23 protein-coding genes are annotated in these 26997 nt (G+C 43.5%); 9 read left to right on the forward strand and 14 right to left on the reverse strand.

Features of this window, described 5'->3' with window-relative positions:
* Positions 1 to 10 precede the first annotated feature (10 nt).
* Positions 11 to 445, reverse strand: coding sequence for an HIT domain-containing protein (locus ACRRS1_RS22430; RefSeq protein WP_432455312.1), 435 nt, complete (start codon positions 443 to 445; stop codon positions 11 to 13).
* 418 nt (positions 446 to 863) lie between these two features.
* Between ACRRS1_RS22430 and ACRRS1_RS22435 the strand changes: the two genes are divergently transcribed.
* Together ACRRS1_RS22435 and ACRRS1_RS22440 are read left to right on the forward strand one after the other, a co-directional pair.
* On the forward strand, positions 864 to 2540 hold the full coding sequence (locus ACRRS1_RS22435; protein ID WP_432468697.1) for an ABC transporter substrate-binding protein: 1677 nt from the start codon (positions 864 to 866) through the stop codon (positions 2538 to 2540).
* Entirely contained in the window at positions 2528 to 3259 is a 732-nt protein-coding gene (locus ACRRS1_RS22440; protein ID WP_432468696.1) for a substrate-binding periplasmic protein, read from the forward strand. Before ACRRS1_RS22435 ends, ACRRS1_RS22440 begins: the two co-directional genes overlap by 13 nt.
* A gap of 177 nt (positions 3260 to 3436) precedes the next feature.
* On the opposite strand, the gene ACRRS1_RS22445 is transcribed toward ACRRS1_RS22440, so the two are convergent.
* From ACRRS1_RS22445 to ACRRS1_RS22480, 8 genes are all read right to left on the reverse strand, one after another.
* On the reverse strand, positions 3437 to 4045 hold the full coding sequence (locus tag ACRRS1_RS22445; RefSeq protein ID WP_432455309.1) for a thiol:disulfide interchange protein DsbA/DsbL: 609 nt from the start codon (positions 4043 to 4045) through the stop codon (positions 3437 to 3439).
* A 245-nt stretch (positions 4046 to 4290) separates the two neighbouring features.
* The gene (locus tag ACRRS1_RS22450) at positions 4291 to 5952 is read right to left on the reverse strand and encodes an AMP-binding protein (RefSeq protein WP_432455308.1); all 1662 of its coding nucleotides are present in this window, start codon (positions 5950 to 5952) and stop codon (positions 4291 to 4293) included.
* A gap of 108 nt (positions 5953 to 6060) precedes the next feature.
* The gene (locus ACRRS1_RS22455; RefSeq protein ID WP_432455307.1) at positions 6061 to 6534 is read right to left on the reverse strand and encodes a CYTH domain-containing protein; all 474 of its coding nucleotides are present in this window, start codon (positions 6532 to 6534) and stop codon (positions 6061 to 6063) included.
* Position 6535: 1 nt separating this feature from the next.
* Positions 6536 to 7507: a serine/threonine protein kinase gene (locus ACRRS1_RS22460; RefSeq protein WP_432460530.1), complete on the reverse strand. Its 972-nt coding sequence runs from the start codon at positions 7505 to 7507 to the stop codon at positions 6536 to 6538.
* Positions 7508 to 7587: 80 nt separating this feature from the next.
* Positions 7588 to 7983 carry an MAPEG family protein gene (locus tag ACRRS1_RS22465; RefSeq protein ID WP_432460531.1) on the reverse strand — a complete coding sequence of 132 codons (396 nt, stop codon included), beginning with the start codon at positions 7981 to 7983 and terminating at the stop codon, positions 7588 to 7590.
* A 6-nt stretch (positions 7984 to 7989) separates the two neighbouring features.
* Entirely contained in the window at positions 7990 to 9405 is a 1416-nt protein-coding gene (ccoG, locus tag ACRRS1_RS22470; protein ID WP_432460532.1) for a cytochrome c oxidase accessory protein CcoG, read from the reverse strand.
* Between the two features lie 81 nt (positions 9406 to 9486).
* A complete protein-coding gene (locus ACRRS1_RS22475) occupies positions 9487 to 9753 on the reverse strand; it encodes a YihD family protein (RefSeq protein ID WP_432456120.1) in 267 nt (88 codons plus the stop codon).
* Positions 9754 to 9755: 2 nt separating this feature from the next.
* A complete protein-coding gene (locus ACRRS1_RS22480; RefSeq protein WP_432455303.1) occupies positions 9756 to 10904 on the reverse strand; it encodes a diguanylate cyclase in 1149 nt (382 codons plus the stop codon).
* Between the two features lie 288 nt (positions 10905 to 11192).
* Between ACRRS1_RS22480 and pgi the strand changes: the two genes are divergently transcribed.
* From pgi to ACRRS1_RS22505, 5 genes are all read left to right on the forward strand, one after another.
* Entirely contained in the window at positions 11193 to 12845 is a 1653-nt protein-coding gene (gene pgi / locus ACRRS1_RS22485) for a glucose-6-phosphate isomerase (RefSeq protein WP_432455302.1), read from the forward strand.
* A gap of 142 nt (positions 12846 to 12987) precedes the next feature.
* Entirely contained in the window at positions 12988 to 13608 is a 621-nt protein-coding gene (locus ACRRS1_RS22490; protein WP_432468695.1) for an acyltransferase family protein, read from the forward strand.
* Positions 13609 to 13721: 113 nt separating this feature from the next.
* Complete coding sequence (locus tag ACRRS1_RS22495; RefSeq protein WP_432468694.1) at positions 13722 to 14066, forward strand: acyltransferase family protein; 345 nt, start codon at positions 13722 to 13724, stop codon at positions 14064 to 14066.
* A gap of 152 nt (positions 14067 to 14218) precedes the next feature.
* Positions 14219 to 16561, forward strand: a complete 2343-nt coding sequence (locus ACRRS1_RS22500) for a DNA polymerase II (RefSeq protein ID WP_432460533.1) — start codon at positions 14219 to 14221, stop codon at positions 16559 to 16561.
* Positions 16562 to 16734: 173 nt separating this feature from the next.
* Positions 16735 to 16872: a hypothetical protein gene (locus ACRRS1_RS22505; RefSeq protein WP_432455299.1), complete on the forward strand. Its 138-nt coding sequence runs from the start codon at positions 16735 to 16737 to the stop codon at positions 16870 to 16872.
* Here ACRRS1_RS22505 and glgX read toward each other — a convergent pair.
* The 3 genes from glgX to ACRRS1_RS22520 all read right to left on the reverse strand — a co-directional run bounded on the left by glgX (position 16869) and on the right by ACRRS1_RS22520 (position 20520).
* On the reverse strand, positions 16869 to 18959 hold the full coding sequence (gene glgX, locus ACRRS1_RS22510; RefSeq protein ID WP_432460534.1) for a glycogen debranching protein GlgX: 2091 nt from the start codon (positions 18957 to 18959) through the stop codon (positions 16869 to 16871). The two genes, ACRRS1_RS22505 and glgX, sit on opposite strands and share 4 nt — an antisense overlap.
* A gap of 177 nt (positions 18960 to 19136) precedes the next feature.
* On the reverse strand, positions 19137 to 19319 hold the full coding sequence (locus ACRRS1_RS22515) for a hypothetical protein (protein WP_432455296.1): 183 nt from the start codon (positions 19317 to 19319) through the stop codon (positions 19137 to 19139).
* Between the two features lie 79 nt (positions 19320 to 19398).
* Positions 19399 to 20520, reverse strand: coding sequence for a 1-acyl-sn-glycerol-3-phosphate acyltransferase (locus ACRRS1_RS22520; protein WP_432455295.1), 1122 nt, complete (start codon positions 20518 to 20520; stop codon positions 19399 to 19401).
* A 168-nt stretch (positions 20521 to 20688) separates the two neighbouring features.
* Here ACRRS1_RS22520 and ACRRS1_RS22525 point away from each other — a divergent pair, with 168 nt between their 5' ends.
* On the forward strand, positions 20689 to 22047 hold the full coding sequence (locus ACRRS1_RS22525) for an MATE family efflux transporter (protein ID WP_432460535.1): 1359 nt from the start codon (positions 20689 to 20691) through the stop codon (positions 22045 to 22047).
* Positions 22048 to 23374: 1327 nt separating this feature from the next.
* On the opposite strand, the gene ACRRS1_RS22530 is transcribed toward ACRRS1_RS22525, so the two are convergent.
* Both ACRRS1_RS22530 and nadE read right to left on the reverse strand, forming a co-directional pair.
* Entirely contained in the window at positions 23375 to 23995 is a 621-nt protein-coding gene (locus ACRRS1_RS22530) for a trimeric intracellular cation channel family protein (RefSeq protein WP_432460536.1), read from the reverse strand.
* A 104-nt stretch (positions 23996 to 24099) separates the two neighbouring features.
* Positions 24100 to 24930, reverse strand: a complete 831-nt coding sequence (gene nadE, locus ACRRS1_RS22535) for an ammonia-dependent NAD(+) synthetase (RefSeq protein WP_432455292.1) — start codon at positions 24928 to 24930, stop codon at positions 24100 to 24102.
* A gap of 623 nt (positions 24931 to 25553) precedes the next feature.
* Here nadE and pyk point away from each other — a divergent pair.
* A complete protein-coding gene (gene pyk, locus ACRRS1_RS22540; protein ID WP_432460537.1) occupies positions 25554 to 26990 on the forward strand; it encodes a pyruvate kinase in 1437 nt (478 codons plus the stop codon).
* Positions 26991 to 26997 lie beyond the last annotated feature (7 nt).

Below are 26997 nucleotides of genomic sequence, written 5' to 3' on the forward strand. Positions count from 1 at the left end.
AATTGTTACATCATGATTCGGCGACCACCTGCCAATGCGCTTGCAGAGCCTGTTGGATCTGGCTCACCTGCTTCGCACGCTGCTCAGGGCTGTAGGCTTTGAGCGGCAATTGTCCCCAAATGGCTTGCGGCCACAACGGATCATCATGAAACCTCACCACATGATGCACATGTAGCTGCGGCACCACATTTCCCAAAGCAGCAAGATTTAATTTATCCCCTTGATAGAGGTCCATTAAGGCTTCACTGACCCGTTTAGATTCTCGCCAAAACTGCGCTTGTTGACAATTATCCAACTGGTAAATATCAGCAATATTATCTTCCATTGGTACTAATACTAACCATGGAAATTGACTATCATTGATTAATAATACTCGGCATAGTTCAAAATCGCCGAGCCAAATGCCGTCTTTTGCCAATTGCGGATGTAACACAAAATCAGTCATCGTATTTCCTAAGATGTGGGTTTTTAGGCTCACCAATACAAACCTTCAGTGCTTAAACCTTTGCCGATTCCTTAGCTCGCCCTCACAACATCAGAAACCAAGAAATAAACACCAATCAAAAGATGATTATACGGCGAGCTTCAGCACAATGTTACGCTTTTATACTAGAACATAAATCATTCGATACTAGCACCAAAAAACAAAGACTAAGGGGATGTCACAACGCTTTTCAAACGACTTGAGCATGCGCACAACAAGCCCCATGATTTAAGTAGAGTTCTTATGTTATTTAATATAAAAATCAATCACTAATATCCAGGATTCAAGTTCAAAACCCAGCTCATCCCAGAAAGTCTTAGGCTTCAATTTTTAAACATCTGCTATTTTTAGTAGGAGGATATAACAATCGGTGGATAACATGCGAACAATACTATTGTGCTGCGCTCTCAGTAGCGTGAGTCTCGCCGAAGAATGGGATCCATGGTTAGATGAATTTAGCCCGTCAACCCTCAGTCGCCAGCAACAAATCGAAGAATTAATCTGGTTTAAACAAGCCGCCAAACCCTATCAGGGAATGACCATTCGTGTTGCAACCGAGCGTATAAGCACACATTGGTATGAAGCAACCGTTATCGCACCATTATTTCAAGATCTCACCGGTATTAGGGTGATCCATGAAGTCATTAATGAAAATGACGTGGTCAAAAAATTACATAATCAAATCGATTTAGGCATCAACCATTACGACATTTATGTGAGTGACAGCGATCTCATTGGTGGCCATTACCGCTCCAATAAAATACTCAATTTGAGTCATTTTATGCAGGAAGAAGGCAAAGCCGTTACCCTGCCAAATTTAGACTTAAGCGACTTTATGGGACTTGCCTTCACCACCGATCCATATGGCAACTTATTACAGTTGCCGGATCAACAATTTGCAAACCTCTATTGGTATCGACAAGACTGGTTTGAGCGCCCAGAACTGCAACAACGATTTGCTCAACTATATGGCTATCCACTGGCAGTACCTCAGAACTGGTCAGCTTATGAAGACATCGCTGAGTTTTTCACCATTCACGTCAAAGAGCTTGATGGACAAAAAGTATATGGTCATATGGACTTTGGTAAAAACGACCCTTCATTGGGTTGGCGGATCTCCGATAGTTGGTTATCGATGGCAGGGGTGGGGGATGTTGGTCTACCAAACGGTCTACCAGTCGATGAATGGGGGATCCGTAACCAAGATTGCCACCCTGTAGGCGCAACTGTAAAACGAGGCGGGGCTCTCGACTCACCCGCGGCCATTTACGCGATAGAAAAATATGCCGATTGGCTGAAACGTTTCGCCCCCCCCGAGGCTATCAATTTAGATTTATATCAAGCCCAAACCGAACTAAAAAAGGGACACATTGCCCAACAGATATTTTGGTATACCGCCTTTATCCCCGATTTAAGCCATCCCAACCTACCATTGACTGACTCCCAAGGATTACCGCTTTGGCGGGTTGCACCTGCACCACGCGGCGCTTACTGGCAACAGGGAATGAAATCGGGTTATCAAGACGTGGGCGGTTGGACCTTATTAAAATCAACAAGCTTAAAAAAACAGCAAGCGGCTTGGCTGTATGCTCAATTTAATGTTGCTAAAACCGTGTCTCTGAAAAAAACCATGGTCGGCCTCACGCCGATCCGACTCAGTGATGTCAACTCAGACAATTTCAGCGCACGCTCTGCAGAATTGGGAGGCTTAGTCGAGTTTTACCAAAGTGAGGCTCGTAACGAATGGACTCCCACGGGCTTTAATGTCCCCCACTACCCAAGCTTATCGGAGCTTTGGTGGCAATACATTGGTCGAGTGAATCAACCGGGAGCCAACATTCCACTCATCATGAATGAACTCGCCGAACACATGGATAGGGGTTTAGCAAAACTCAATCAACACAGCCAAACTCAATGCAACCCTCAACTCAATCCCATCGAAGATAAACAGTATTGGTTAAATCAACCCGGTTCACCTAAACCGCCCCTGAGCAATGAGAAACCGCAAGGTAAAACAATCAACTACTCAGACTTGTTACAATCATGGAAAAAGTAATCATCGCACTTTATTTGGGGCTGATGGCACTGACCGCAAATGCCAGCCCCTTGATTTTTTATACTCATGTCAACCCACCCTATGTAATTCAAGAGCAACAACAACTCTCGGGGCTTAATATTGATATATTTCAATTACTCAAACAAAAAAGTGGACTCGATCTCCAACTCAGGGTTTTGTCTCCTAAACGAGCCTACAAGCTCACTCTCTACTCCCCCAATAGCTGCGTATTTACGATTGAACGAACTGAATCAAGAGAAAGCTTATTTACTTGGATAAGTCCACTATTCGCCAATCGTTTCGCCCTGTATCAACGACATAAGAATGCCAAAAACTTACGTAGTTTGGCTGATTTTAATGGTATAAAAATAGGCAGCTACCTCGGTAGTAGCGTGAGCGAGTACTTAAGTAGTTTTAATTTGAAACTAGACTTAACAACAACCAACCTAAACAGCGCCGAAAAACTCCACCGAGAACGAATCGATGCCTGGGCCAGTGATACATTATTAACCGCCTATATACTGGAAAATAATAATTTAGATATTAACCCGCAAGGATTTGAGTTTTATAGCTCATTAGAAGCCATCGCCTGTAATAAACAAAGTAATCCAGCTATATTGCAGCGCCTACAAGAGCACTTAAACCAACTACAACGCTCCGGAGAGATAAACAAACTGATACAGCACTATCAACGACTATATGGGATAAACACAGATTGATAGAGCCATTGAGCGCAGTTAGCGATGATTTAGGCCCGCCAACATGAATAAATAATGAGTTAGATTAGTACTAAAAGCGCGAAATTATCACCGATAATACATATCAATATCTAGCCAATGAAGACAAACAAAAAAACAGCCTAAAGAGACTGTTTTCTTATAAGGAATTGTGAAGGATTAGACTTTTAAGTTAACCAAGTAAGTCACTAATTGATTGAGCTCTTCAAGAGATTTAACCGATCCAGTGTTCACTTGATATTTACCATTAATCACTAAAGCGGGTACTCCACGAATTTTATAGTTAATGGTATTTTTATCCATCTGCGACACCATGCCATTGACCACAAAACTGTTGGCAGCACTGTCAAATTTCTTGGCATCCACACCATTAGCAACAAAAATATCGCGAATATCATCACGACTAGAAAAACGCTGGCGCTTAACATGGATTGCATCAAAAATAGCGCTGCTTACTTGCGAATCCACATTTAGCATTTCTGCCACAGCATAGGCACGAACCATTTCTTCGCCCATGACTTTACCACCGAGAAAACTCACATGGTTCTTCTTAAATGCAACTCCAGCAGGCAAAGAGGATTGAATGCTTTTCGCTACCGGTTCAAACTTATAACAATGGGGACAGTAGTAAGAGAAAAACTCCATAACTTCGGGCTTTGCGGTGGCGGTTTGCTTAATCACTTCATAATGTGTGCCTTGCTTAAAGTCTGTCGCCAATGCCATCGGTATAACCAACAGCGCCATGAGAGCAATCAGTATTTTTTTCATCAATCTAAAATTCCTTCAATGTACCCATAAAAAACCGAGCATAAAGATAAGCAAGTACTCGGTCAATCGCTTTACCATGACTTTATCACCCCCTCCGCGAGAGCGAAGGGATGATAATAAGAGTCATTAGCTTCCATTTATATATAAAATAAAAATAAAAACAAATACTTAAGTTTATCTAGGTAAGCATTAACGCCTACAACCTACAACAAGATGAATAGCAGCGTTCAACAATCCCGCGCGACTTAAGTGTACCAGTGTCCGTTTTCAAACATCACTTCGGCCTCTGCAGGCTGGTGAATTAAGCTTGCATAACAGTGCTCAATTTCACTGCGCCTAATTTTTAATGTGGGCGTGAGCAAGGCATTATCAACATTCCAATCCTGCTCTACCACTATCAAATGAGACAGCTTGGCATGGCTTTCCAGATGCTGATTTACCTGAGTTAGTGTACGGCCTAAGCTGGTTTCGATTTGCTGCTGCGAATGCTGCTTCAGCTCAGCAGCTAACACAACTAAGGCGCAGGGCTGAGTCAATGCACTACCAACCACACACACCTGTTCTATCATCGAATTTTCCGCAAGGCGCTGTTCAATAGGAACTGGCGCAACATACTTTCCTTTCGCCGTTTTAAAACTTTCTTTAAGCCGGCCTATAATTTTTAGATAACCGTCGCTATCGATGGTTCCCTTATCACCAGTGTGCAGCCAACCATCGACCAACGCCTCGGCGCTCAACTCTGGGTGTTTATAATAGCCTCGCATCATCGCTTTGCCTTTCACCAGAATTTCACCTTGATTGGACAGCTTCAATTCTACCCCAGGGCCAACTTTACCGATGGTTCCTATCTTATCGGCTCTAAAAGGCACATTTAAACTGCCATAGGCTAAGTTTTCGGTCATCCCCCACGCTTCTGAGATGTTAAGACCGAGTGTTTGATACCAGTGTAATAAGGCGGGGGCAATCGGTGCGCTGCCACAACCTAAAATACGCGCCTTATTCAACCCCAAAGCCTTTCTTATTTTTAATTTGATCAAACTCGACAACAGCGGAACCGTCAGTAACAACTTAAGCTTCTTAGGGGGGATTTTTTCAAATACGCCTTGCTGAAAACGTGCCCATAGCCGCGGTACCGAAATAAATAAGGTTGGTTGAACACTGCGTAAATTGTCGGCAAAAGCGGCTAACGATTCAACAAAAGATACCGTAGGTTGACCGCTAAAAATACTCGTGCCTTGTATATAAACACGCTCAGTAATGTGGGCTAAGGGGAGGTAGGAAATCATCCGGTCATCACGATTGGCCTCTAATACCACAATCAGGCGCTCGCAGGCATAGCGATAAGCAGCAAAACTAATTTCAGCACCTTTCGGCTCACCAGTACTACCAGAGGTATAAATAATGGTCATAATGTCTTGCGCCGACCAAAGATGATGTTTGTCGATGGCCGACAAACGGTCTAACCAGTCTTGCCATTGAATATCGCAAGCCATAGTGTGGTAAGGCATTGCCACCGTAGTTAAACCATCAGGAATTGCGGCCGCTTGCTTATCCCAATCATCTAACTTACCAACAAACAATAACTTTGCTTCACTATGCTGCAACACAAAGCGGATGGTATCGACACTGGCGGTGGCATAAATAGGCACACTAATACAACCGGCCATGATAATAGCCAAATCAGCGATAAACCATTCTGCGCTATTTTTGGCCAAAATCGCCACTTTGTCACCCGGCGCTAAATTTTGTTGTCGCAGCCCTTGAGCAATTTGCCCAGCTTCACGAGCCACCATTGCCCAAGTTTTTTCATGAAATACACCATCAATCGGCTGGCGTAAATAGACCTGTTGTGGTTGTATGCGTTGCCAATGCATCAAAGCGTCCACTGGTGTCACAAACTTTTTCATAACAAACCCCTTACAAAAAACCAACCTTTACAGTTAATCCTATATCGATAACTACAGGATGCCAGCTAAATCAAAATATTAGCCTAGGGAATGTGACAAACACTCGGTTTAAAGCCAAGTTTTAAAGGGCGTTTTCGCTAACATACTATTGTAATATTGCCGCTGTCCGGTGACTTCTTCTGCTAACCAATCGGGCTTTTCAAAATGCTCTTGTTCGCTGTTTAATTCAACTTCTGCTACGATCAGCCCCTGATTATTTCCAGTAAAAACATCTACTTCATAGGTATGTTGACCCACTGGTACCAAATAACGCAACTTATCGATAGCCCCCGGCTCACACAAATTTAATAATTGCTCGGCTTCGGCCAAAGCCAAAGGCTGTTCCCATTCGAAACGACTCAAACCAGCGGCATTACTCACGCCTTTAATCGTTAAGTAGCCCTGCTCTCCCTGGATCCGCACCCGAACCGTACGCTGCTTATCGCTGTTGAGATAGGCCTGCACTATCCGCAAAGAGGCTGTCGCTTGGGCAACAAAATCCATATTTTTCACTAAAAACTTACGCTCAATTTCGAGGCTCATATTAATACCCTGGCGTTAATGACAATGGCGGCTGCTGCAAGGCAGATAATTGCTCTTTAAGCGCCAGAATCTGATCTTCCCAATAACGCTGTGAATTAAACCAAGGAAAGGCACGTTGAAAAGCAGGATCTTCCCAGCGACGTGCCAACCACCCCATATAATGGATCATCCGCATCGCCCGCAGTGGCTCAATCAGCGCCAACTCTCGCTTATCAAATTCACAAAATGATTCATAACCTTCAAGAAAAACCTCTAATTGCAAACGACGCTCGTTATCATCGCCCGCCAACATCATCCAAATATCTTGCACAGCTGGACCATTACGCGCGTCATCCAAATCCACCAGCATCGGCCCATCACGCCACAAAATATTGCTGGGGTGACAATCGCCATGTAAGCGAATAATTTTATTGGGCTTGTAGGCCACTTTCGCCGCATCCGCAACTTGTTCGGCAATAGTAAAAAAGGGTAAGGCGAGGCCCTTAGGTAACCAATCCTTAAGCAAGGCAATAGGTTGCTCTAACATCTCTTCGGTATTGATCGATAAACGATGTTCAAATAACTGACGCCCCACACGTTGGTGCATCCGTCCCAAATATTGACCAACCCGTTCCAGTTGATCAAGATTATCCACTTCAAAGCCTCGCCCACCCACACTAAGAAAAAGGGCAAACCACCAACCTTGATACGCAAACAAGCTTTGACCATCGCGAACAATCGGAGCAACAACAGGAATGTCAGACGCAGCCATCGCTAAACTAAATAGATGCTCTTCGATAATCTGTGCTTCGCTCCAACGCTCAGGACGATAAAATTTAACCACATAACGCAAGTCATCTTCAGCCATAAACTGATAGACCCGGTTTTCATAGGAATTTAAGGCAAGTAAACCACTACTGGGGTAGATCCCCTGTGATTCAATGGCATCTAAAATTAGATCGGGATGCAATTCGGCAAATAGGAAGGCGCTCATAGAATGACTTCAGCACTATGGGTAAGTTATCCGCGCAGTGTAACAGTAAAACGATCAGCCTAGCCAGCCGACAAGGAGGCTTAGCTTTGCTGAAAAGCCAAAACGACAATGTAAATACAGCTTAACCAGCCCACCGCGGCTAAGGCTGAACGCAAATAAGCTTGGCCCAAAAGATAAACCAAGGGATGTAAGATCCTGACCAACAAATATACAACGGCAGGCACATCGAGCAATTGCGGATCTAAACCAGAAAAGTAAGCAATCACGATAACAGCGATGAATAAAACTAAGGCTTCCCAGGAGTTTTGTTGGGCAGCGTAGATCCGCTGCCCGCGTTTATCCAATTGTAGCGCTTGCTGGCGAGGGTCCTGATTATCCACTCGTCCCAGCTGCCGTTTACGCATCCAAGAGCCAAATGCAGCCAATAAATAGGGCAGCATTAACAATAAAGCCAAGCAGCTTAACGCCACGCTCATGCGACGTTAACCACCACTAATGAAACGACTATGTTGCGTGACCTGCTGGCCATTACTTTGCATGACAAACTCAATATCGGTGATCGGTCGCGGTAGTAAATAAGGGTCACTCACCAGAGTTACCGGTAAATTAAGCACTTCGCCACCCTTAACCTCTACTTGCTGAGCACCCAGCCATTCAACCTCTTCTAGACCGAGCACACTCAACTGAAACGCTTGCGCTTCAGAGGACTTATTAATCACCTTGAGGGTGTAAGTATTTTCGATTAAGCCCTCGGCATTTTCATTGTATAAAGATGAGCGATCACGCAATACATCCAGTTGCATCGGTTTAATATTAATCAAAGTCATCACAAAGGCGACTAACATCACCGTTAAAACCACGCCATAACCAATCAGTTTGGGTCGCAGGATTGCGGTTTTCTGACCCGCTAAATTATGTTCGGTTGTATAACGGATCAAACCTTTCGGATAGTGCATACGCTCCATGGTTTGGTCACAAGCATCGATACAAGCACCACAGTTAATACACTCATACTGCAAACCTTCACGAATATCGATCCCCGCGGGACAGACTTGTACGCAGAGATCGCAATCCACACAATCACCTAAACCAAGCGCTTTGGGATCGGCATTACGTTTACGCGGTCCTCGCGTTTCGCCGCGTTGAGTATCGTAACCCACGATGAAGGTATCTTTATCAAACATCGCTGATTGAAAACGCGCATAGGGGCACATATGAGTACATACAATGGTGCGCATCCAACCTGCATTGGCGTAAGTGGCAACCGCGAAGAAAATAATAGAGAAGGTCACGCCGCTGGTTGCGTTGAACGTAAAAAAATCCCACCACAACTGTTTAACGGGTACAAAATAGGCGGCAAAAGATAGTGCCGTAAACACCGATACAGCGCCCCAAGCGGCATGCTTAGCGGTTTTACGCCAAATTTTATTCACATTCCAGGCAGATTGATCTAACTTACGCCGCTTATTAGCACTGCCTTCAATTCTTTCTTCAAACCAGATAAAAATAAAAGTCCACACCGTTTGCGGACAAAGATAGCCACACCAAACCCGCCCTAAGAAGGTGGTTATAAAAAATAGAGCGAAGGCGGCAATAATGAAAAAGCCAGCCAGTAGTAATAAATCTTGCGGCCACAGAGTAAGACTAAAAAAGTGATATTGCCGAGCTGCGATATCAAACAAAATCGCTTGGCGATCGCCGTAGGGGATAAATGGCACAAGCACAAAAGCGGCAATAAATAACCACCCCATATATTTGCGTACACGTTGGAACAAGCCTTTTTGTTCACGTACATAAATCTGTTCTTGAGGGTTGTATCGATCGACCGGCGCACGTTTCTTGGCATTTGTTTTTCTAGCGGGTGGACTCACGTCTTTAACGGGAATTCGTTCACTCATCACTCAATCCTTTTGAGGGGCATCAATCGTTTACAGGCTTACCTATAAAACAAGTAAGCCCTAACAAACTGGCGGGCAATACTAAGCTTTAATACCTCGAGCTTTTAGTAACGCAGTTTTAAAATCATCTTCGCAATCTTTAGCTAGACCAGGGATCATCTCATCCTTGGCTAGATTCAACATTTTCAATTGATAAATTAAAACATCGTCAGTTAACTCACTCAAAGGTTGTTTAAACCCTGCTTGGTCGGCGATTTGGGTGAGCATTTCGACTAAATTTAACTCCGGCTGTTGACGCCAAACCGGCTTGAGTAAATCGATTAGCTCTTCAATACGATGTAACTGCATACTCATTCTATTTCTCCACGAGCGGCCACTACAGCTTGGTTTCTACCTAACTGCTTGGCTCTATATAGGGCTATATCAGCCTTGTTTACGAAGTCTTTAGCATTCTGTTGCGCCACAGGAATAAGACAGGCTATTCCAATGCTCACGGTCACATAGCTAGCCACCGTGGAGTACTCGTGCCGCAACTTTGCCTCTGCAAGTAGTGTTCTGATTCGTTCCGCAACTTGCAATGCGCCTTTAGTATCGGTATTGGGCAAGATCATTACAAACTCTTCGCCGCCATAGCGCGCAACGATATCATCTTCACGCTGTAAGGCTTGTGTAAACAGACTCGCAACCAAGCTTAAACACTGATCTCCAGCGACGTGCCCGTAATGATCGTTATATGGCTTAAAGAAATCAACGTCGATCAATAATAAACTTAAGGAAGTTTTAGCTCGGCCACTTAAACGCCAATGCTGAGCCAAGGATTGCTCAAATATCGCCCGATTATATAAACCGGTCAGCGCATCTCGCTCGCTTTGTTCACGCATCAAGGCATGACTATCGGCCAACTCTAAAACTTTAAGCCGATTACGCGCACCCTCGGTAAAATTTGCCTGAACCAAGGCTTCAGCGCGCTTCAAAACTAAATTTAGCTGCACCCAGCTCAACCACAGCACTAAACAGGCCACCAATTCGACTTGACTACGATCCACCGAAACTACCGTTAGCGCCAATAAAATGGGCAAACAAAAACCATTGAAGCTACTAATGCTTAATAAATTGGGAACCACCACCAAGGATAACAGTGACCCGAGTAAAATCATTAACAACAGGCGCTCTGCGCCACCTAAGTCTGGGGCAAATAGCAAGATACCAACCCCCCATAAGATCCCACTACTAGTCGATAAACTAAAGTAACGAACGAGCTGTGAAGCAGGCGCTGAATGCGCCGAAAAGTCACGATTTAGGCGCAAGAAAAAATAAAATGCCGCCGCTAAAAGCAACATGCACAGTAACCAAATGAAACCCGGTACAAAACGATAATCAGGAGAAAATAGCCACCACCATAACAAACTATACAGCGCGGTCATTAATGCCACCAAACGACCACTATTCAGTAAATAATGGGCATTATCAGACTTTATTTGAAGCTGTACATTGCGCAAACATCGATCCTTGTTAGCAACATTAGTGAACAATTTGTGGTCATTGTAACAACAACTCGAACAGCCCGCACACCAAAACAAGAGTTAAAAACTAGACAAAAAACTTAAAAAATAATGAATTTTCGATAAATGTGCCACATTTGGCAAATACAAAACACAGGCTTTCATAGTATTTTGATCTGATTGCTTGCGTCTTTTTTCCCAGAAAGGGTAAAGTGCTAGCCGCAAGTTACGGTCAATAAACTTGCAACTCGGTCAATTAGGTTAAGTATCTAAGGAACAAGGTCAATGCTGGACAATATCAATCCAACTCATACACAAGCGTGGAAAGCGCTACAAGCGCATTTCGAGGCACAGAAAGATGTTCAACTGAGCGAATTATTCGCCGCTGACGCTGAGCGTTTCAAGCGTTTTTCAGTTTCGTTTAACGAGCAAATTTTACTCGATTACTCGAAAAACCTGATCACTAACGACACAATGCAACAGCTGTTTGCACTCGCCAAAGAAACCAAGCTCGATGGCGCGATTAAGGCAATGTTCTCTGGTGAGAAAATCAACCAAACAGAAGGGCGTTCTGTATTACATACCGCCTTACGAAATCGTAGCAATACCCCGGTCATCGTAGACGGCGAAGACGTCATGCCTGCGGTTAATGCGGTATTGGAAAAAATGCAAGGCTTCTGTCAAAAAATCCACTCCGGTGAATGGAAAGGTTATACAGGCAAAGCCATTCGCAGCATTGTAAATATTGGGATTGGTGGTTCAGACTTGGGTCCAGTGATGCTTACTGAAGCGTTGGGTGCTTACAAAATTGAACATATCAAAACCTACTTTGTTTCGAATGTAGATGGCACTCATATTGCCGAAATTCTAAAACAAGTCGACCCCGAAACCACCTTATTCCTAGTGGCATCAAAAACCTTTACCACCCAAGAAACCATGACTAATGCGCATAGCGCACGCGATTGGTTCCTAGCTGCGGCGAACGATCAAGCCCACGTGGCTAAACATTTTGCAGCCCTGTCAACCAACGGCCCTGCAGTTGCCGAATTTGGTATCGACACCGACAACATGTTTGAATTTTGGGATTGGGTTGGCGGTCGTTACTCTTCTTGGTCGGCGATTGGTTTATCAGTCGCGTTAACGGTAGGTTACGATAACTTCATCGAATTGCTCGAAGGCGCGCATGCCATGGACAAGCACTTTGCTGAAACCGATTTTGAACAAAACTTACCGGTAATCCTTGCCTTGCTTGGCATTTGGTACAATAACTTCTTCGGTGCGGAAAGCGTTTCGATTCTGCCTTACGACCAATACATGCACCGCTTTGCAGCTTACTTCCAACAAGGTGACATGGAGTCCAACGGTAAAAATGTCGACCGTAATGGCAACCCGGTTGATTACCAAACCGGCCCAATTATTTGGGGTGAGCCGGGAACTAACGGTCAGCACGCCTTCTACCAATTAATTCACCAAGGCAGCAAGTTAATCCCATGTGATTTTATCGCACCAGCAGTGAGCCACAATCCTTTGTCTGATCATCATCAGAAATTAATGTCTAACTTCTTTGCCCAAACCGAAGCCTTAGCCTTTGGTAAGTCTCGCGATACCGTTGAAGCAGAGTTAGTGGCCGCAGGTAAATCAGCTGAAGAAATTGCTGAACTGGCACCGTTTAAAGTATTCACTGGTAACAAACCAACCAACTCTATTTTGCTTAAGAAAATCACCCCTTACTCTTTAGGTGCACTGGTTGCGATGTACGAGCACAAAATCTTCGTACAAGGCGTTATCTGGAACATCTTTAGCTTCGACCAGTGGGGCGTAGAGCTTGGCAAACAGTTGGCCAACCAAATTTTGCCCGAACTAAAAAGCCAGCAAGCCGTCACCGCTCACGACAGTTCAACCAACGGTTTAATTAATACCTTTAAAGCCTGGAGCTAAACTTTAGCTTTTAAACGTAAAACTAAATGCAAAGAGCTGGCCCAGGCCAGCTTTTTTTTATGCCCACCATTCCAACAACGAGCAATAAATAATCAACTAATATAAACAAGCCTATACTCAAAATATAAATATTGGCCAATCAATGCAGCTACAAGAATTACTGAAAACCAAAGATAATAACTTCAAGCTAATAAGGATGTTAGCGGCATGTTTAGTGGTATACAGCCACAGCTTTTGCTTGGCGACAGGTAATGAACACAGTGAGCCCATCGCCCAATATCTAGGCTTATCCTTAGGCTATATTGCGGTGGATATTTTCTTCATTACCAGTGGTTTGCTAGTTTGTAAAAGTTTACTTACCGCAAGATCTTTAACTATTTTTGTATTATCCCGATGCCTCAGGATCTACCCTGCACTGATCACCTCTGTTATTTTTTGTTGCTTACTCGGTTTACAACTTTCTAAATTAAGCCTAGGCCAATATTTGAGCCATAACGAGACCCAAAATTTTCTGATCTACAATAGCTCTATTATTGTTGGCGACTACCAAATGCTACCCGATGTATTTACCAGTGCTCCCTACAACCGCAGTGTGAATGGTTCGCTATGGACCCTGCCATGGGAACTAAAGATGTATTTAATATTAACTGGGTTTGGAGTGACTTATCAGTTTGCTAGAAAACTAAAAGTTGCCGTAAACTGGCTACCGACAGTGATCGTCCTCACCGCCCTTATCTGCCTAATGTTATTCATGACCAGCTAAGTGGTCGCGAGCCGCATTGGTTTTATAGTAAATTCTATCGTTTCGCGAGCGCCTTCTTTATCGGCGGTAATCTCTACGTTTTTAGGGCTTGGATTGGCATCAACTACAAAGGCATGTTAGCCGCCATACTGATACTGCTGTTGGCATTCTTCAGCCTCAACCAGAGTTTGTTTTTTATTAGCTACCTAATCATCACTCCCTACTTAATCATGTGTTTTGCTTATCTACCTAAAGGAAAAATTCTGCATTACAATCACTTGGGCGACTATTCTTACGGCATGTACATTTATGCATGGCCAATACAGCAACTGATAGCCACCACAATCCCGAAAGTGACAGCGATTCATATGTTTGTGATGGCTTTCTGTTTAACCCTGCTACTCGCTTATTGCTCTTGGAATTACATAGAAAAACCCGCTTTGGCACTCAAGAGACATTTATACCAGCCGTCGTCCTAAAGCAGATTAATTTTATTCATTCCATTATTGTTCAAGCGAATCCAACGAAGCACGAAACACTCTAGAAATAGCCATTGGCTAAAGCAATTAGTTGTATGCTAAGTTCCTTTAGTACATTCGCCGCTAAACCTATAATATAGACCGAGCCAATCGTGACCAGCCAAGCAATTCAAGGATTTCTACTCACAGCCAATAGCTATGACCGTCAAGGTCAGGCTCATATTCAGCTGTGGTTGGCCAGCGAACAAGGTGCTATTTGCCTCGAGATAGATGATCAACAGCCAGTTTTTTTTGTTCTCAACCATCAGTTAAATGCGGTGCTCGCCCTGCTGGGATCACAGCTAAACCGTCATGCTTCGGTGTCCCTAAAAACCTTCCAACACCAGCCGGTAAGCGCACTCTATTTTTCTAGTATCAAAAACCACAGCCAAGCTGCGCAACAGTTAAAACAGGCAGGATTAAGCTGTTTTGAGAGCGATATAAAACTGCATGAGCGTTTTCTCACGGAACGCTTTTGTTATGGCAGCATGCTGTTTACTGGCCTGCAGAGTCATGACTCTCGTTACCCCGCCTTGCAGCAGGCAAAAATTAAAGCGGCGCAATATACGCCCCAACTGTCGGTATTATCGCTAGATATTGAGTGCAGTGAAAAAGGTCAGCTATATTCAATTGGTTTATATAGTGACAACTACCAACGGGTACTGATGATCGGCCCAGAGCAAGCCGCCGACACGCCAATCACTTGGCTAGCCAATGAGTACGCACTATTAAAACAATTAGAAGTAGAGTTTCAAAACCTCGACCCAGACATCATCATTGGTTGGAATGTCATCAATTTTGATTTTCGACTGCTGGTTAAACGCGCTGCCGTGCATGGGATTAAATTGGCCATTGGTCGCCATCATGGCATTGCCAGATGGCGTGAACGTCACGATATGCCTCACATCGGTTTTATTAGTATCCCCGGGCGAGTGGTGATCGATGGCATCGACTCGCTAAAATCAGCGACCTACCACTTTGATAGCTTTAGCCTAGAAAATGTGGCTCGGCAGCTATTAAACCGAGGCAAATTGGTAGCCGAAGTTGAAGATAGAATGGCCGAAATAAACCACAATTTTGCCCATGATAAGCCACAGCTAGCCGCTTACAATTTAGAAGACTGTAAGTTAGTACTCGATATTTTCAAGCATACCCAACTCCTTGAATTTCTTTGCTTACGCGCACAACTCACCGGTTTAATGCTGGATAGAAGTGGCGGTAGTGTTGCAGCTTTCACCAATGTTTACTTACCCAAGCTGCATCGCGCGGGTTATATCGCGCCTAACTTAAGCCATGACTTTGTCGCCGACAGCCCTGGCGGCTTTGTGATGAACTCTAAGCCTGGGCTATATAAAAATGTACTGGTACTCGATTTTAAGAGCCTCTACCCCTCTATTATTCGCACTTTTAAAATTGATCCCTTAGGCTTAATTGAAGGCCTAGCAAGCCCAGACAATGCCATTGAGGGCTTTAGAGGCGGCGTATTTAGCCGCGACAAACATTTCTTACCCGATATTATTAATCAGCTGTGGTTACAGCGCGATCAAGCCAAAGCGAATCAAGACAAAGCCCGTTCGCAGGCGATCAAAATTTTGATGAATAGCTTCTATGGAGTGCTTGGCTCTACCGGTTGTCGCTTTCACGATCCCCGCTTGGCAAGCTCAATTACCATGCGCGGCCACCAGCTGATGCAACAAACCGCAGACTGGATCACCGAACACGGCTACCAAGTGATTTATGGTGATACCGACTCTACCTTTGTCTGGCTCAATCAAGAACTAAGTCCAGAACAAGCGAGTGCCATTGGTCAACAACTAGCCAAAGAAATCAACCTTTTTTGGCGCAATAAGCTCAGCCAAGAAATGCAGCTAGAGAGCTACCTAGAAATTGAATTTGAAACTCACTTTTCACGCTTCTTAATGCCGACTATACGCGGCTCAGAAACTGGCAGTAAAAAACGCTATGCGGGTTTAACTGCGCACAACCAAATGGTGATTAAAGGACTAGAAACGGTACGTTCTGACTGGAGCGAACTGGCGAAGATTTTTCAAACGGGATTGTTAGAGCGGCTATTCTCCGACCAAGACCCACGCCAATTTGTTCTAGATACCGTCGCTAAGCTGTTAGCGGGTGAATACGACCCACAACTGATCTACCACAAGCGCTTACGCCGCAAGCTCGATGAGTACGTAAAAAACGTGCCACCACAGGTTCGGGCTGCACGCCTCGCCGACCAACATAATCAGGCTTTAGGTAAACCACAGCAATATCAAAATAAAGGGACTATTAATTATTGGATGACCGTAAATGGGCCTGAACCTGTTGCTTATTGCCGCAGTCAAATCGATTATCAACATTACTTAGATAAGCAATTGCAACCCATTGCTGATGCAATATTACCTTTCATTAACTTAGATTTTGAGCAAATAATTAGTGCTCAACTGGGCTTGTTTTAAGCTTGGAAGCTGCTGAGACCTTTGCCCTGAGAATTAGGGAAACATCACAGTAATTAAATATAAACCCAAAAAATATCAACTACTTGAAACTTTTACTTAGTTTACCCTTCCAATAACTAAAGACTTAAATCATCTGAGGCCATAGGGAAGGGCAAACTAAAGAGGTAAAACTAGTGGCTATTTTTTCTATGAGTATTCGTATATTGGTATTAATGGTGATGCTGGGGAGTGTATTTCACGACCAACACTCCCCCTCGTGTTTTTTAACTCAGCTGACTATTGCTGCATCTCAGCAAACGACCTCTAGTTAAACAAAGCAATTTTCAATACGTTTATCAATTTGTGGATTCGCCACAAACACTTTTACCGAGTGAGCCGCCACTTTAAACGAAGAATTTTGTAACATTGGAGCCGATTTAAAATCGTAAATATCGTTAGGCGGTTTAGCCGCTGTATCCACTAACATCACCCAATACCCTTCAATATCGGGAGCCACAAACTCTAAGTCTTCCCAGTAAGCATTAAACACCATATACATACGATCTTTTGAATAAGGGTCTAAGAAGGTCACCGCGATAGAATGGCTATCTTCAGACCAATCCGGTTCAGCTTGTTGCACACCATGCCATTCAATGTTCGCATCATGGATCACATCCGATAAACTGAGGTGGATTTTTTCCTCTAACACGTCATCGTAACAGCGTAATTTAATTAAATTTTGCACAAAATTTAGGAGATCACTGTTTTCATCCACCAGATTCCAATCAAACCAAGAGATTTCATTATCTTGGCAGTAAGCATTGTTATTCCCATTCTGACTACGCTTCACCTCATCACCCATAGTGATCATTGGCGTTCCTAGAGATAACAGCAAGGTGGTAAAGAAATTCTTCATTTGCTGTTCACGTAATTGATTAATCTTGGGATTTAAAGTTGGCCCCTCTACCCCATGGTTATAGCTCACATTATGATTATCACCGTCTCGATTATTCTCCCCATTTTCTAAATTGTGCTTTTCGTTATAACTGACTAAATCATTGAGGGTAAAACCATCATGTGCGGTGACTAAGTTCACGGAACGCTGAGGTGAATGATGATCTTTATAGTAAATATCAGGACTACCTAATAAACGACCAGAGAACTTACTCACAACAGCACGATCGCCACGGAAGAAGGCTCGAACATCATCGCGAAACTGACCATTCCATTCATTCCAACGATCACCAACAAATTCACCCACTTGATACAGTCCCGCGGCATCCCAAGCCTCTGCGATAATTTTAGTGCCTGCAAGCGAGGGATCTGAATCAATCGACCACAATAAAGGCGGCTCTTTCATCACATTTCCCTGTGAATCTCGAGCCAATACCGAGGCCAAATCAAAACGAAAACCATCAACATGCATATCATTGACCCAAAAACGCAACGAGTCTCGGATCATCCTGCGCATGACCGAATGATTTGCATTACAAGTATTGCCACATCCAGAGTAATTTCCATACCAACGTTTCTCTGGCTGCAGCATGTAGTAACTATCATTTTGTAAGCCTTTTAAACTCAAGGTTGGGCCATCATGCCCTCCCTCTGCGGTATGATTAAAGACCACATCCAGAATCACCTCGATGCCAGCTTTGTGGAGCTCTCGCACCATGATCCGGAATTCATTAAAAGCGCCACAAACACTTTTATCTGAGCTATAAGCATTATGCGGAGAAAAGAAAGCGATGGGACTATAACCCCAATAGTTTTGCTTACCCAGCGGAGCATCTTGCAAATCAAATTGTTGCACAGGCATCAGCTCAACAGCGGTAATGCCAAGCGCCTTTAAATATGGGATTTTTTCGATAACTCCCGCATAGGTGCCACGTTTATGGGCCGCTACCCCCGAAGAAGGATGCTTGGTAAAACCAGCAACATGTAGTTCATAAATAATGGTATCTTGCAATGAACGCTTAATTGGCTGAGTGCCTTGCCAATCAAAGCCACGCAAATCAACCACCGCCCCTTTAATGCACTGATCAACATTATTGTGGCCATGGCGCGCAGCCACCAAACGTAAATAATTATCCGGAAAGTGGGTCACCTTGGCATAGGGATCCAATAAAACCTTACTTGGATCAAAACGTAAGCCGAGTTCCGGTAACCATGGACCATCGACCTGAAAGCCATAAAGAGTCCCGACATCAAGGTCTTCAACATAAATATGCCAATAATGATCGGTACGATTAATAGTTGGGTTTAGTGGGATATTCGCGAACGGTTTACGTGAATTAATCTCTTTAAATAGTAATAGATTAACTGCCGTTGCGCTTTTTGAAAAAATACTGAAATTAACGCCAGTGCCTTTGTAACTGGCACCCAGAGGAAATGAGCTCCCCGCTTGTATATTTAGATCCATAATTTGTGCTGTCTTATTAAAGTTTAAATGCAAATAACCTGAGATGACGAGCCTATAATTGGCTCTTCAGTATAGTTTAGCAGCATCAGAACTTTAGACAGCACAGATAGATCGACTAATTAAGCCTCAGTCGTGCGAATAGGTAACTTCGTGATTAGGTCCAACTTTTGTTATAGCTCAGAACTTTGCCGATATAGAATGTGAACGACCACCACATTGACGCTTTCTACGACAATGTTGCGAACCAAGTTGATCCAATTCCGAAACTTCATCGGGCAACATCAAAGAAAGCAATTGCTCAAGTTTATCGCCATTGGCTAAAACGTTTGCGATGGTTTGGCTAGTTTTACTACGGAACATAACATACCCTTTTAAATAATACCTATAAGGGGGTATGCAGCTAAAGTGCCAATTGTATTATTTTATAAAAATTTGATTATTAATCATATAGTTGCATTCTAGCTTTGACTGGATTTGCATACATGGCATACAACTGAGTTTGGACCTCTGCACTAATATCGCGAGACTTCGCCTCAAAATAGCGCTTCGCTTCTGCCAACTCATTCGCGGAAACGTCTTCAGGTATAGCATCACCCAGAGCAAGCCAGTTAGTCGGCATCAATTGATAGTTACCAATAATGGCCTTATCTAAGGCTTGAGCAACTTGTTTTGCCGACTCAAACTCCCCTTGCAAGGTCTCGGAAAAATGCACATGCACCCGGCCTTTTTGACCAACAATCCCTCGAGAAATACTCGAAATATCTTCATGTTCTTGTTTTAAATATTCGCCATGCTGATTTTGTGAAACCAGTTCATTTGCCTTGGCCACGTCACAGGGGTCAAATTCATAGGAAATAGAAACGGGCACAATGTTTAACTGATTGATGTAATCCGCAAAACTTTGTTGTTTCGGTTTATTTAAGGCCAACATAGAAATTAATGCTGAATTAGTCACATCTAAACCGTCTTTGGCTCGTCCTTCACGTTGCGCAATCCATATGTGATCACTAGTATGACTTAAGGTGTGCTGAATATAGGCGGATAGCTGTTTTGAGTTCTCTAATTTTTCACGTTTTGTGGTCGCCGAACGTTTAACAATAAAACTACGATTTAAACGCATCAGGTCAGAAACCCAAGGCTTGGTTAACAAATTATCACCGATGGCATTTTGCACGGTATCTTGGCCATTATTATGTAAGATGTAATTAATAAATGCCGAATCCAGTGCGATATCCCGATGATTAGAAATAAATAGATGTGGTTTAGTTAAATCTAAATGATCCAAGCCGCTAGAGCTCAATTGACTGGTGGTAGTTTTGATCATATGCGCCATATAAGTTTCAACCATCACTTGAAAATCATATACCGAGCGAATATTCCTGACCTTAAATTTAAGTATCTTTCGCAAAATAAAAGAAGTCAGCCAAAGAAAAACGCCCTTCGCCTTGGCAAAGCGAAATTTAATCAGTGTAGTAATCAATTCAGGATCATTGATAAGACGTTTAAGTATTTGTTCTACTTCAGAATCTTGATAAGGGCGAATACTGTCAAACTCAGACATAACTTCTCTCGCAATTTAGGAAGGCGCAATTTACCGCTTTCCCACCCTAAAAACAACCGAAGCGGTTAAAAAACAAGCAGCTCACAGTTGTTTCAAGCGCTATCCTGCGACTTTCACTGTGCTTATTTGCCAAGTATACTGATAACAAGTTTTCCCAATCCAATGTGAATGGAACAACAACGCCAACAATTGCTTGATGCCCCCATCACGCCTCTCATTATTCATAAAGCCCTCCCCAGTTTAGTGGGCATCTTTTCGATCATTTTTTTTAATTTAGTCGACACATTTTTTGTCGCTATGTTGGGCACAGATCCGCTGGCAGGAGTCTCTTTTACTTTCCCTATAACCTTTGCAATTACCAGCATCGCCATGGGCTTAGGCATCGCCCTTTCGTCTCATGTTGGACGACTATTAGGGGCCGAGAAAAAACAACAAGCGGCCCAATTAACCAGCCATAGTTTATTGTTTAGTTTACTATTAATTACTACCCTAGCCGCTTTAGGCTATTTCAATATTGAACGATTATTTTTATCCCTCGGTGCGGAATTACCAGTTATGCCCTATATCGAACAATATATGCAGATCTGGTACCTTTCGATCCCTCTATTAGTTATCCCCATGGTCGGCAACAGTGCAATCCGAGCCAGTGGCGATAGCAAAACGCCAAGCCTCATGATGCTAGTCGCCGGGATAATGAATGGTCTTTTAGACCCAATTCTAATATTTGGTTGGGGCCCGATACCCACTTTAGGTGTGAAAGGTGCGGCATTAGCGACCGCCATCGCTTGGCTACTCACTTTTTGCATGGCGATTTACTTACTCAAATACAAACTACAACTGCTCAAATTTGAAACCTGTTCCCTTCAGCAGTTAATGAACTCTTGGAACAAACTATTAAGTATTGCAATACCGGCTGTATTTTCCCAATTGCTCACCCCTATCGCCACCACCATTACAATGGCTATATTGGCAACCGCCGGAACCGCAACCGTGGCCGCTTATGGCTTTGCCACACGAGTAGAAGCCTTACTATTTATCGGAGTGATGGCGATAAACTCAGTGATCCCAATGCTCGTGGGACAAAATGTCGGGGCAGGGAACTTAAATCGAGCGCAGCAAATTGTGCATCAAGCCATTCGTTTAGCGGTTATTTGGCAATTACTGTTAGCCATACTCATGTATTACCTGGCACCGCTGATCAGTCGCAGTTTCAATCAAGATCTCGAAGTCGCCAGATTAAGCCAATATTACCTACAACTGGTGCCTTTTTGCTACGGAATGATGGCGGTTCCCTTATTACTCGCACAAACACTCAACGCCTTGGCTCTACCGATGATGGCAGTGATGATTAACCTCATTCGTTTGTTTGTCTTTATGTTGCCAGCCATTTACCTAGGCGCCTTAGCTGCGAACAGTCAAGTGATCTTCTTAGCAATCATTGTCGCCCATACGGTGGCTGGCCTCTGCAGTTTAATTCTATTGACCTACCTCATGAAAAAAGCAAGTTGGTGGCAAGCCCAGCATTAAAAAGACAACATCGATCTCATGATGTTTAATCGAATAAAAAATTAAGGGCGATACCGAAGTATCGCCCTTAAGCTAGTCATATCGCTCAAATCCATGAACGTTAATCGCTCCCTGCAATCCTTTTGACTGTAGCACACCATTCCTTAGTGTTTCCCCTTGCTCCTTCCCTAGCGCTATCCTTTAGCCTTCTGTGGCCTAACTGCTCATCCTAAGCGGTTGCTCGCTCCATCCTGGAGGTGTCCTGAAAATCATCCTTAAGCTCTTGTGTCACCAAGGCTAATCGCACTCCTGTGCTCACATCCCTAGCTCATCGATCCTGACAAGCCGCTCATCCTAAGCGTTCCTATAATGCCGCTAGCTTCATGCTTTGGCTGCTTTCCCTGCCCGTCCTTGTATGAGCTACTTTACGCTTTGGTTCAATAAAACCTAGATGAGCCCGTGAAATAATTTTTGAATTGATTCAATCAAGAATCATCGAATTTAATTAATTATTTGAATTTAAAGCATTTAAATAATTTTTACGCAATATAGAGCAGCCATATCAGCGCTCAAGCGTAGTCGATCTCTCACAGCACCTCGGGGCTTATCGTCAAGCCTAGAAACCTTAATTTTGGCTTACTAATGTTTGTTCAAGATAAAAGCGAAGAGGAATAAAAAAAACGCTGTTGGTAGACGACATAAACCTAAATCACCGCTAACAGCGTTATCTGGTAATTAGAGCCACTAGTTACTGCACTTCATGCCTATTTATCGGCAGATTTATACGACACAATAAGTTGGTCATATAATGAATCAGATTGGCATAGCATAAATTGTAGTCACAAAAAAACCAGCATTAAGCTGGCCTAAAAAGTCGGGGCGACACTTACGTGTCGCCCCTAGTAGTCATATCGCTCAAATCCGTGAACGGGTAATTGCTCCCTGCAATCCTTTTTGACTGTTTTACTACATCCTGTAGTTGTCCTTTTCTCAAATCCTTTGAGCTGTCCTTTAGCCTTCATTGGCATAACCGGTTGTCCATACCAGTTGCACGTCTCCTTCCTAGGAGGTGTCCCTTACTACATCCTGTAGTTGTCCTTTCAGCTCCTGCTACGTTTCTCATCCTGATAAACGTCAGTGCCTCCGTGCAGAACTAACTATACGGCATTAATACTTGAGAAAAAGCTCCAGAACAAAAAAAACTCATCTTTTTTTACATAAACAGCATCAAAAATAAATAAGCAATTGATGTATATGGATATTGTTATTATCTATCTGCAAGATTTACTGCCTTTAACTTACAACCTTGTAAGAGATCTCTCACAAGGAGTGCAGTCTTTAGACTAAGCTAACGATTTTTTGAAAGCTTAGGTAAAGATAGATGATAACGAATTGCAACTAAACGGATGACTAAAGCACTAATAATACAACTGCTAGTTGCAATGGTCGTGGAAAAACCTAAGTTCTCTGTAATCGCCCACACACAACCCCCGACAATACAAGCCGTTGCATAGATCTCGCGCTGCAGTACTAAAGGAACCTGGTTGGCCAGTACATCACGGATCATCCCCCCACCACAGGCCGTAATCACCCCCATAGTGATCGAAACAATCACCGGAGCGCCCATTTGTAAGGCCTTATTCGCACCAATAGCCATAAATACAGCCATACCAATAGCATCGGCAACTGGTAATAACCAACGAGGAGGACTAGGAAAATTATTGAGCAAAACAATTGCCCCCAGACTAGCCGCTAAGATCACCCACAAATATAAACCATTTTCCACCCAAAAAACTGGGCTAGCTCCTAATGCCATATCACGAATGGTGCCCCCACCAATCGCGGTCACGCAGGCAAGTACTAGGGCTCCAAATAGATCCATACGTCGCCGACTAGCGATCAATACCCCAGAAATGGCGAATACCGCCGTACCAAAAAGATCGAGACTAAAAATAATGGTGTTGCCCAATGTCGGCTCCTCAAAAAAATAGGCTGCAATGAGGCAACATGTTTGCTGAACAATATAAGAGACCGATCAAACAACACCGAACCCGGGTGGGTCCGGTAAATAAATCAATCATAAATAGTCGGAATGGCTTGCCGTTTATGTTGGGTCCGTAAATAAATACCTATTAATTTTTCTTCTACCCCAGCATCAACCAATTTACCTTCTAAAAAGTCATCAATTTGATCGTAAGTTAAACCAAGCGCCACTTCATCTGGCAGCTGCGGGCGATCTTCCTCTAAATCAGCTGTTGGCGCTTTACCAATCAACTTCTCTGGCGCACCCAAGTAACTCGCCACTTGGCGAACCTGACGCTTATTTAAACCAAAGATAGGCGTTAAATCGCAGGCACCATCCCCATGCTTAGTGTAAAAACCGGTAATATTCTCAGCCGAGTGATCGGTACCAATCACCAATGCACCGGTTAGTCCCGCAATTTCATACTGAGCAATCATTCGCATCCGCGCCTTTACGTTGCCCTTAGCAAAATCGATCCCAGCTTGTTGCGGTAAGGCTAAACCCGCGTTCTGCAAACCTAACAGTGCGCTTGAGTGTGCCCCTTCGGTGCCATCTTTAATATTTGTGGTCACGATATAGGAGGGTTTAATAAAATCTAAAGCTAATTGCGCATCTGCTTCATCTTTCTGCTCTCCATAAGGGAGGCGCATCGCAATGAAACGATAGTCTTGAGTCGAGTGCTCTTGATTAAGCTGTTCTACAGCCAACTGAGCGAGCCGTCCGGTGGTCGTAGAATCAACACCACCACTAATACCTAAGATTAAGGTTTTTAAGTTCGCCTGTTGTAAACACTGTTTGATAAAGTCTATGCGACGTTTTACTTCAAACCCCGGGTCAATTTCAGGTAGAACCTTCATCTCCGCTAATATTGCTTGTTTCATCTCATCCCCCACAACAAATGTAATCCTCATCAGGCAATGTACTTGAGAGATAAAAAAAAACCAAGAGACAAGCTGATTTACATACAATTAATCACTAAACAGATTAATATAATTAGGGGCTGTTAATCTTTGGTGATGACTTTTACAGCTGTTTGTGACTCATTTAGGCAAGTCATGTGAAATATCGCTAGCGGTATAGCTCATAACAATACACTGCAGTAATGCACCACAAATACTGCCTAAACAATTTGACTAGAAGCGTTTTACCGTTGATTAGAGGTATCTGCTTAGCACTCTAAGCGAGACACCTCTCGCCACGATAAAAATGCTTTTTTCTCGAAAAAGTAGCTCACAAAAGAACCGCCTCTAGCCATCTAAGGTATGCTATTGGTCAAACAACAGAGCCATTTGGCAAGGAAAGAGAATAACTTTAGTTTTTCTATTTGAGTGAGCAACCCAAAATGGGAATTTTAGCGCTAAAGATGCGCATTATTTTTTCAGATAAGTTGTCAAATATTCATCTAGAGTCTCTAGAATTTATTTTCCCTAGCTGTTGGATATAAATCAATTGGCGCCAAGGAGCGACAGCTTCTGATTGAATATTTCATTTTAAGGATAAAACTATGCTACGACGCACCAAAATTGTGACAACTTTAGGCCCAGCCACCGATAAAGACGACATTTTAGAACAACTGCTGCTCAGCGGCGCAAATATGGTGCGACTCAACTTTTCTCACGGCAGCGCCGACGACCATATCGCTCGCGCCAATAAGGTCAGAGAACTTGCAGCCAAACATAAACTACACGTGGCTATTTTGGGTGACCTACAAGGTCCCAAAATACGCGTATCCACCTTTAAAGAAGGTAAGGTTAAATTGCAAGTTGGGGATAGCTTTTTACTCGATAGTGATTTAGCAAAAGGCTTGGGAGATCAACAACAAGTTGGCCTCGATTATAAATACTTGCCTAAAGACGTGGCCCCTGGCGATACCCTGTTACTTGATGACGGTAGAATTCAATTGAGAGTCACCGCCGTAGAAGGCAATAAAGTCACCACCGAAGTGACCATTGGCGGATTTTTATCCAACAACAAAGGGATTAATAAACTCGGTGGTGGTTTATCTGCCGCAGCCTTAACCGATAAAGACAAAGCCGATATCCTCACCGCAGCCAAAATCAATGTCGACTATTTAGCTGTATCCTTCCCAAATAGCGGTGAAGATATGCACTATGCCAGACGTCTGACTCAACAAGCTGGACTCGCAACAAAACTAGTGGCAAAAGTTGAACGAGCAGAAACAGTTGCCACCGAAGAAGCGATGATAGATATCATTACCGCTTCCGACGCAGTGATGGTGGCTCGTGGCGATCTCGGTGTTGAAATTGGCGATGCCGAATTAGTGGGAGTGCAAAAGACTCTTATTCGTCTGACTCGAAAATACAATCGCGCGGTGATTACCGCAACTCAGATGATGGAATCAATGATTAGTGCGCCGATGCCAACTCGCGCTGAGGTCATGGATGTAGCCAACGCAGTATTGGACGGTACCGATGCGGTGATGTTATCCGGCGAAACAGCCGCTGGCCAGTACCCTGTAGAAACCGTCCAGGCCATGGCTTCGGTTTGCCTAGGTGCTGAAAAACAACGCAGCATTAACGTATCCAAATATCGAATCAATGAAACCTTTGAGAGTATTTCGGAAACAGTGGCGATGAGTACCATGTTTGCGGCCAATCACATGCAAGGTATGACCGCCATTATTGCACTCACCGAATCAGGCAGCACGCCTTTATTAATGTCACGCCTCAGTAGTGGCTTACCCATTTTTTCTTTATCTCGCCACCAAGCAACCTTGAGTCGTTGCGCCTTATACCGAGGCGTATACCCGATTTACTTCGACGAAACCAATCACGATATCATCCAAGTATCACATAGCGCGATTAATTTATTGAAACAACAAGGCTATTTGAATAAAGGTGATTTAGTGATTTTGACCCATGGTGATGTATTCGACCAAACCGGGCATACCAATACCAGTAAGATATTAAAAGTCGGTTAAGCGCTAA

The sequence above is a fragment of the Agarivorans sp. Z349TD_8 genome (genome assembly GCF_050870825.2).
In the GTDB taxonomy this organism is placed as follows: domain Bacteria; phylum Pseudomonadota; class Gammaproteobacteria; order Enterobacterales; family Celerinatantimonadaceae; genus Agarivorans.

Coding starts and splice junctions, on each gene's coding strand:
- ACRRS1_RS22450 (WP_432455308.1), bottom strand. CDS start 5,952: ATGAAAAAGTTTGTGACACCAGTGGACGCTTTGATGCATTGGCAACGC.
- nadE (WP_432455292.1), bottom strand. CDS start 24,930: ATGAAACAAGCAATATTAGCGGAGATGAAGGTTCTACCTGAAATTGAC.
- ACRRS1_RS22455 (WP_432455307.1), bottom strand. CDS start 6,534: ATGAGCCTCGAAATTGAGCGTAAGTTTTTAGTGAAAAATATGGATTTT.
- ACRRS1_RS22460 (WP_432460530.1), bottom strand. CDS start 7,507: ATGAGCGCCTTCCTATTTGCCGAATTGCATCCCGATCTAATTTTAGAT.
- ACRRS1_RS22465 (WP_432460531.1), bottom strand. CDS start 7,983: ATGAGCGTGGCGTTAAGCTGCTTGGCTTTATTGTTAATGCTGCCCTAT.
- glgX (WP_432460534.1), bottom strand. CDS start 18,959: ATGGATCTAAATATACAAGCGGGGAGCTCATTTCCTCTGGGTGCCAGT.
- ACRRS1_RS22490 (WP_432468695.1), top strand. CDS start 12,988: ATGCAGCTACAAGAATTACTGAAAACCAAAGATAATAACTTCAAGCTA.
- ccoG (WP_432460532.1), bottom strand. CDS start 9,405: ATGAGTGAACGAATTCCCGTTAAAGACGTGAGTCCACCCGCTAGAAAA.
- ACRRS1_RS22495 (WP_432468694.1), top strand. CDS start 13,722: ATGTTAGCCGCCATACTGATACTGCTGTTGGCATTCTTCAGCCTCAAC.
- ACRRS1_RS22440 (WP_432468696.1), top strand. CDS start 2,528: ATGGAAAAAGTAATCATCGCACTTTATTTGGGGCTGATGGCACTGACC.
- ACRRS1_RS22520 (WP_432455295.1), bottom strand. CDS start 20,520: ATGTCTGAGTTTGACAGTATTCGCCCTTATCAAGATTCTGAAGTAGAA.
- pyk (WP_432460537.1), top strand. CDS start 25,554: ATGCTACGACGCACCAAAATTGTGACAACTTTAGGCCCAGCCACCGAT.
- ACRRS1_RS22515 (WP_432455296.1), bottom strand. CDS start 19,319: ATGTTCCGTAGTAAAACTAGCCAAACCATCGCAAACGTTTTAGCCAAT.
- ACRRS1_RS22430 (WP_432455312.1), bottom strand. CDS start 445: ATGACTGATTTTGTGTTACATCCGCAATTGGCAAAAGACGGCATTTGG.
- ACRRS1_RS22525 (WP_432460535.1), top strand. CDS start 20,689: ATGGAACAACAACGCCAACAATTGCTTGATGCCCCCATCACGCCTCTC.
- ACRRS1_RS22445 (WP_432455309.1), bottom strand. CDS start 4,045: ATGAAAAAAATACTGATTGCTCTCATGGCGCTGTTGGTTATACCGATG.
- ACRRS1_RS22435 (WP_432468697.1), top strand. CDS start 864: ATGCGAACAATACTATTGTGCTGCGCTCTCAGTAGCGTGAGTCTCGCC.
- pgi (WP_432455302.1), top strand. CDS start 11,193: ATGCTGGACAATATCAATCCAACTCATACACAAGCGTGGAAAGCGCTA.
- ACRRS1_RS22475 (WP_432456120.1), bottom strand. CDS start 9,753: ATGCAGTTACATCGTATTGAAGAGCTAATCGATTTACTCAAGCCGGTT.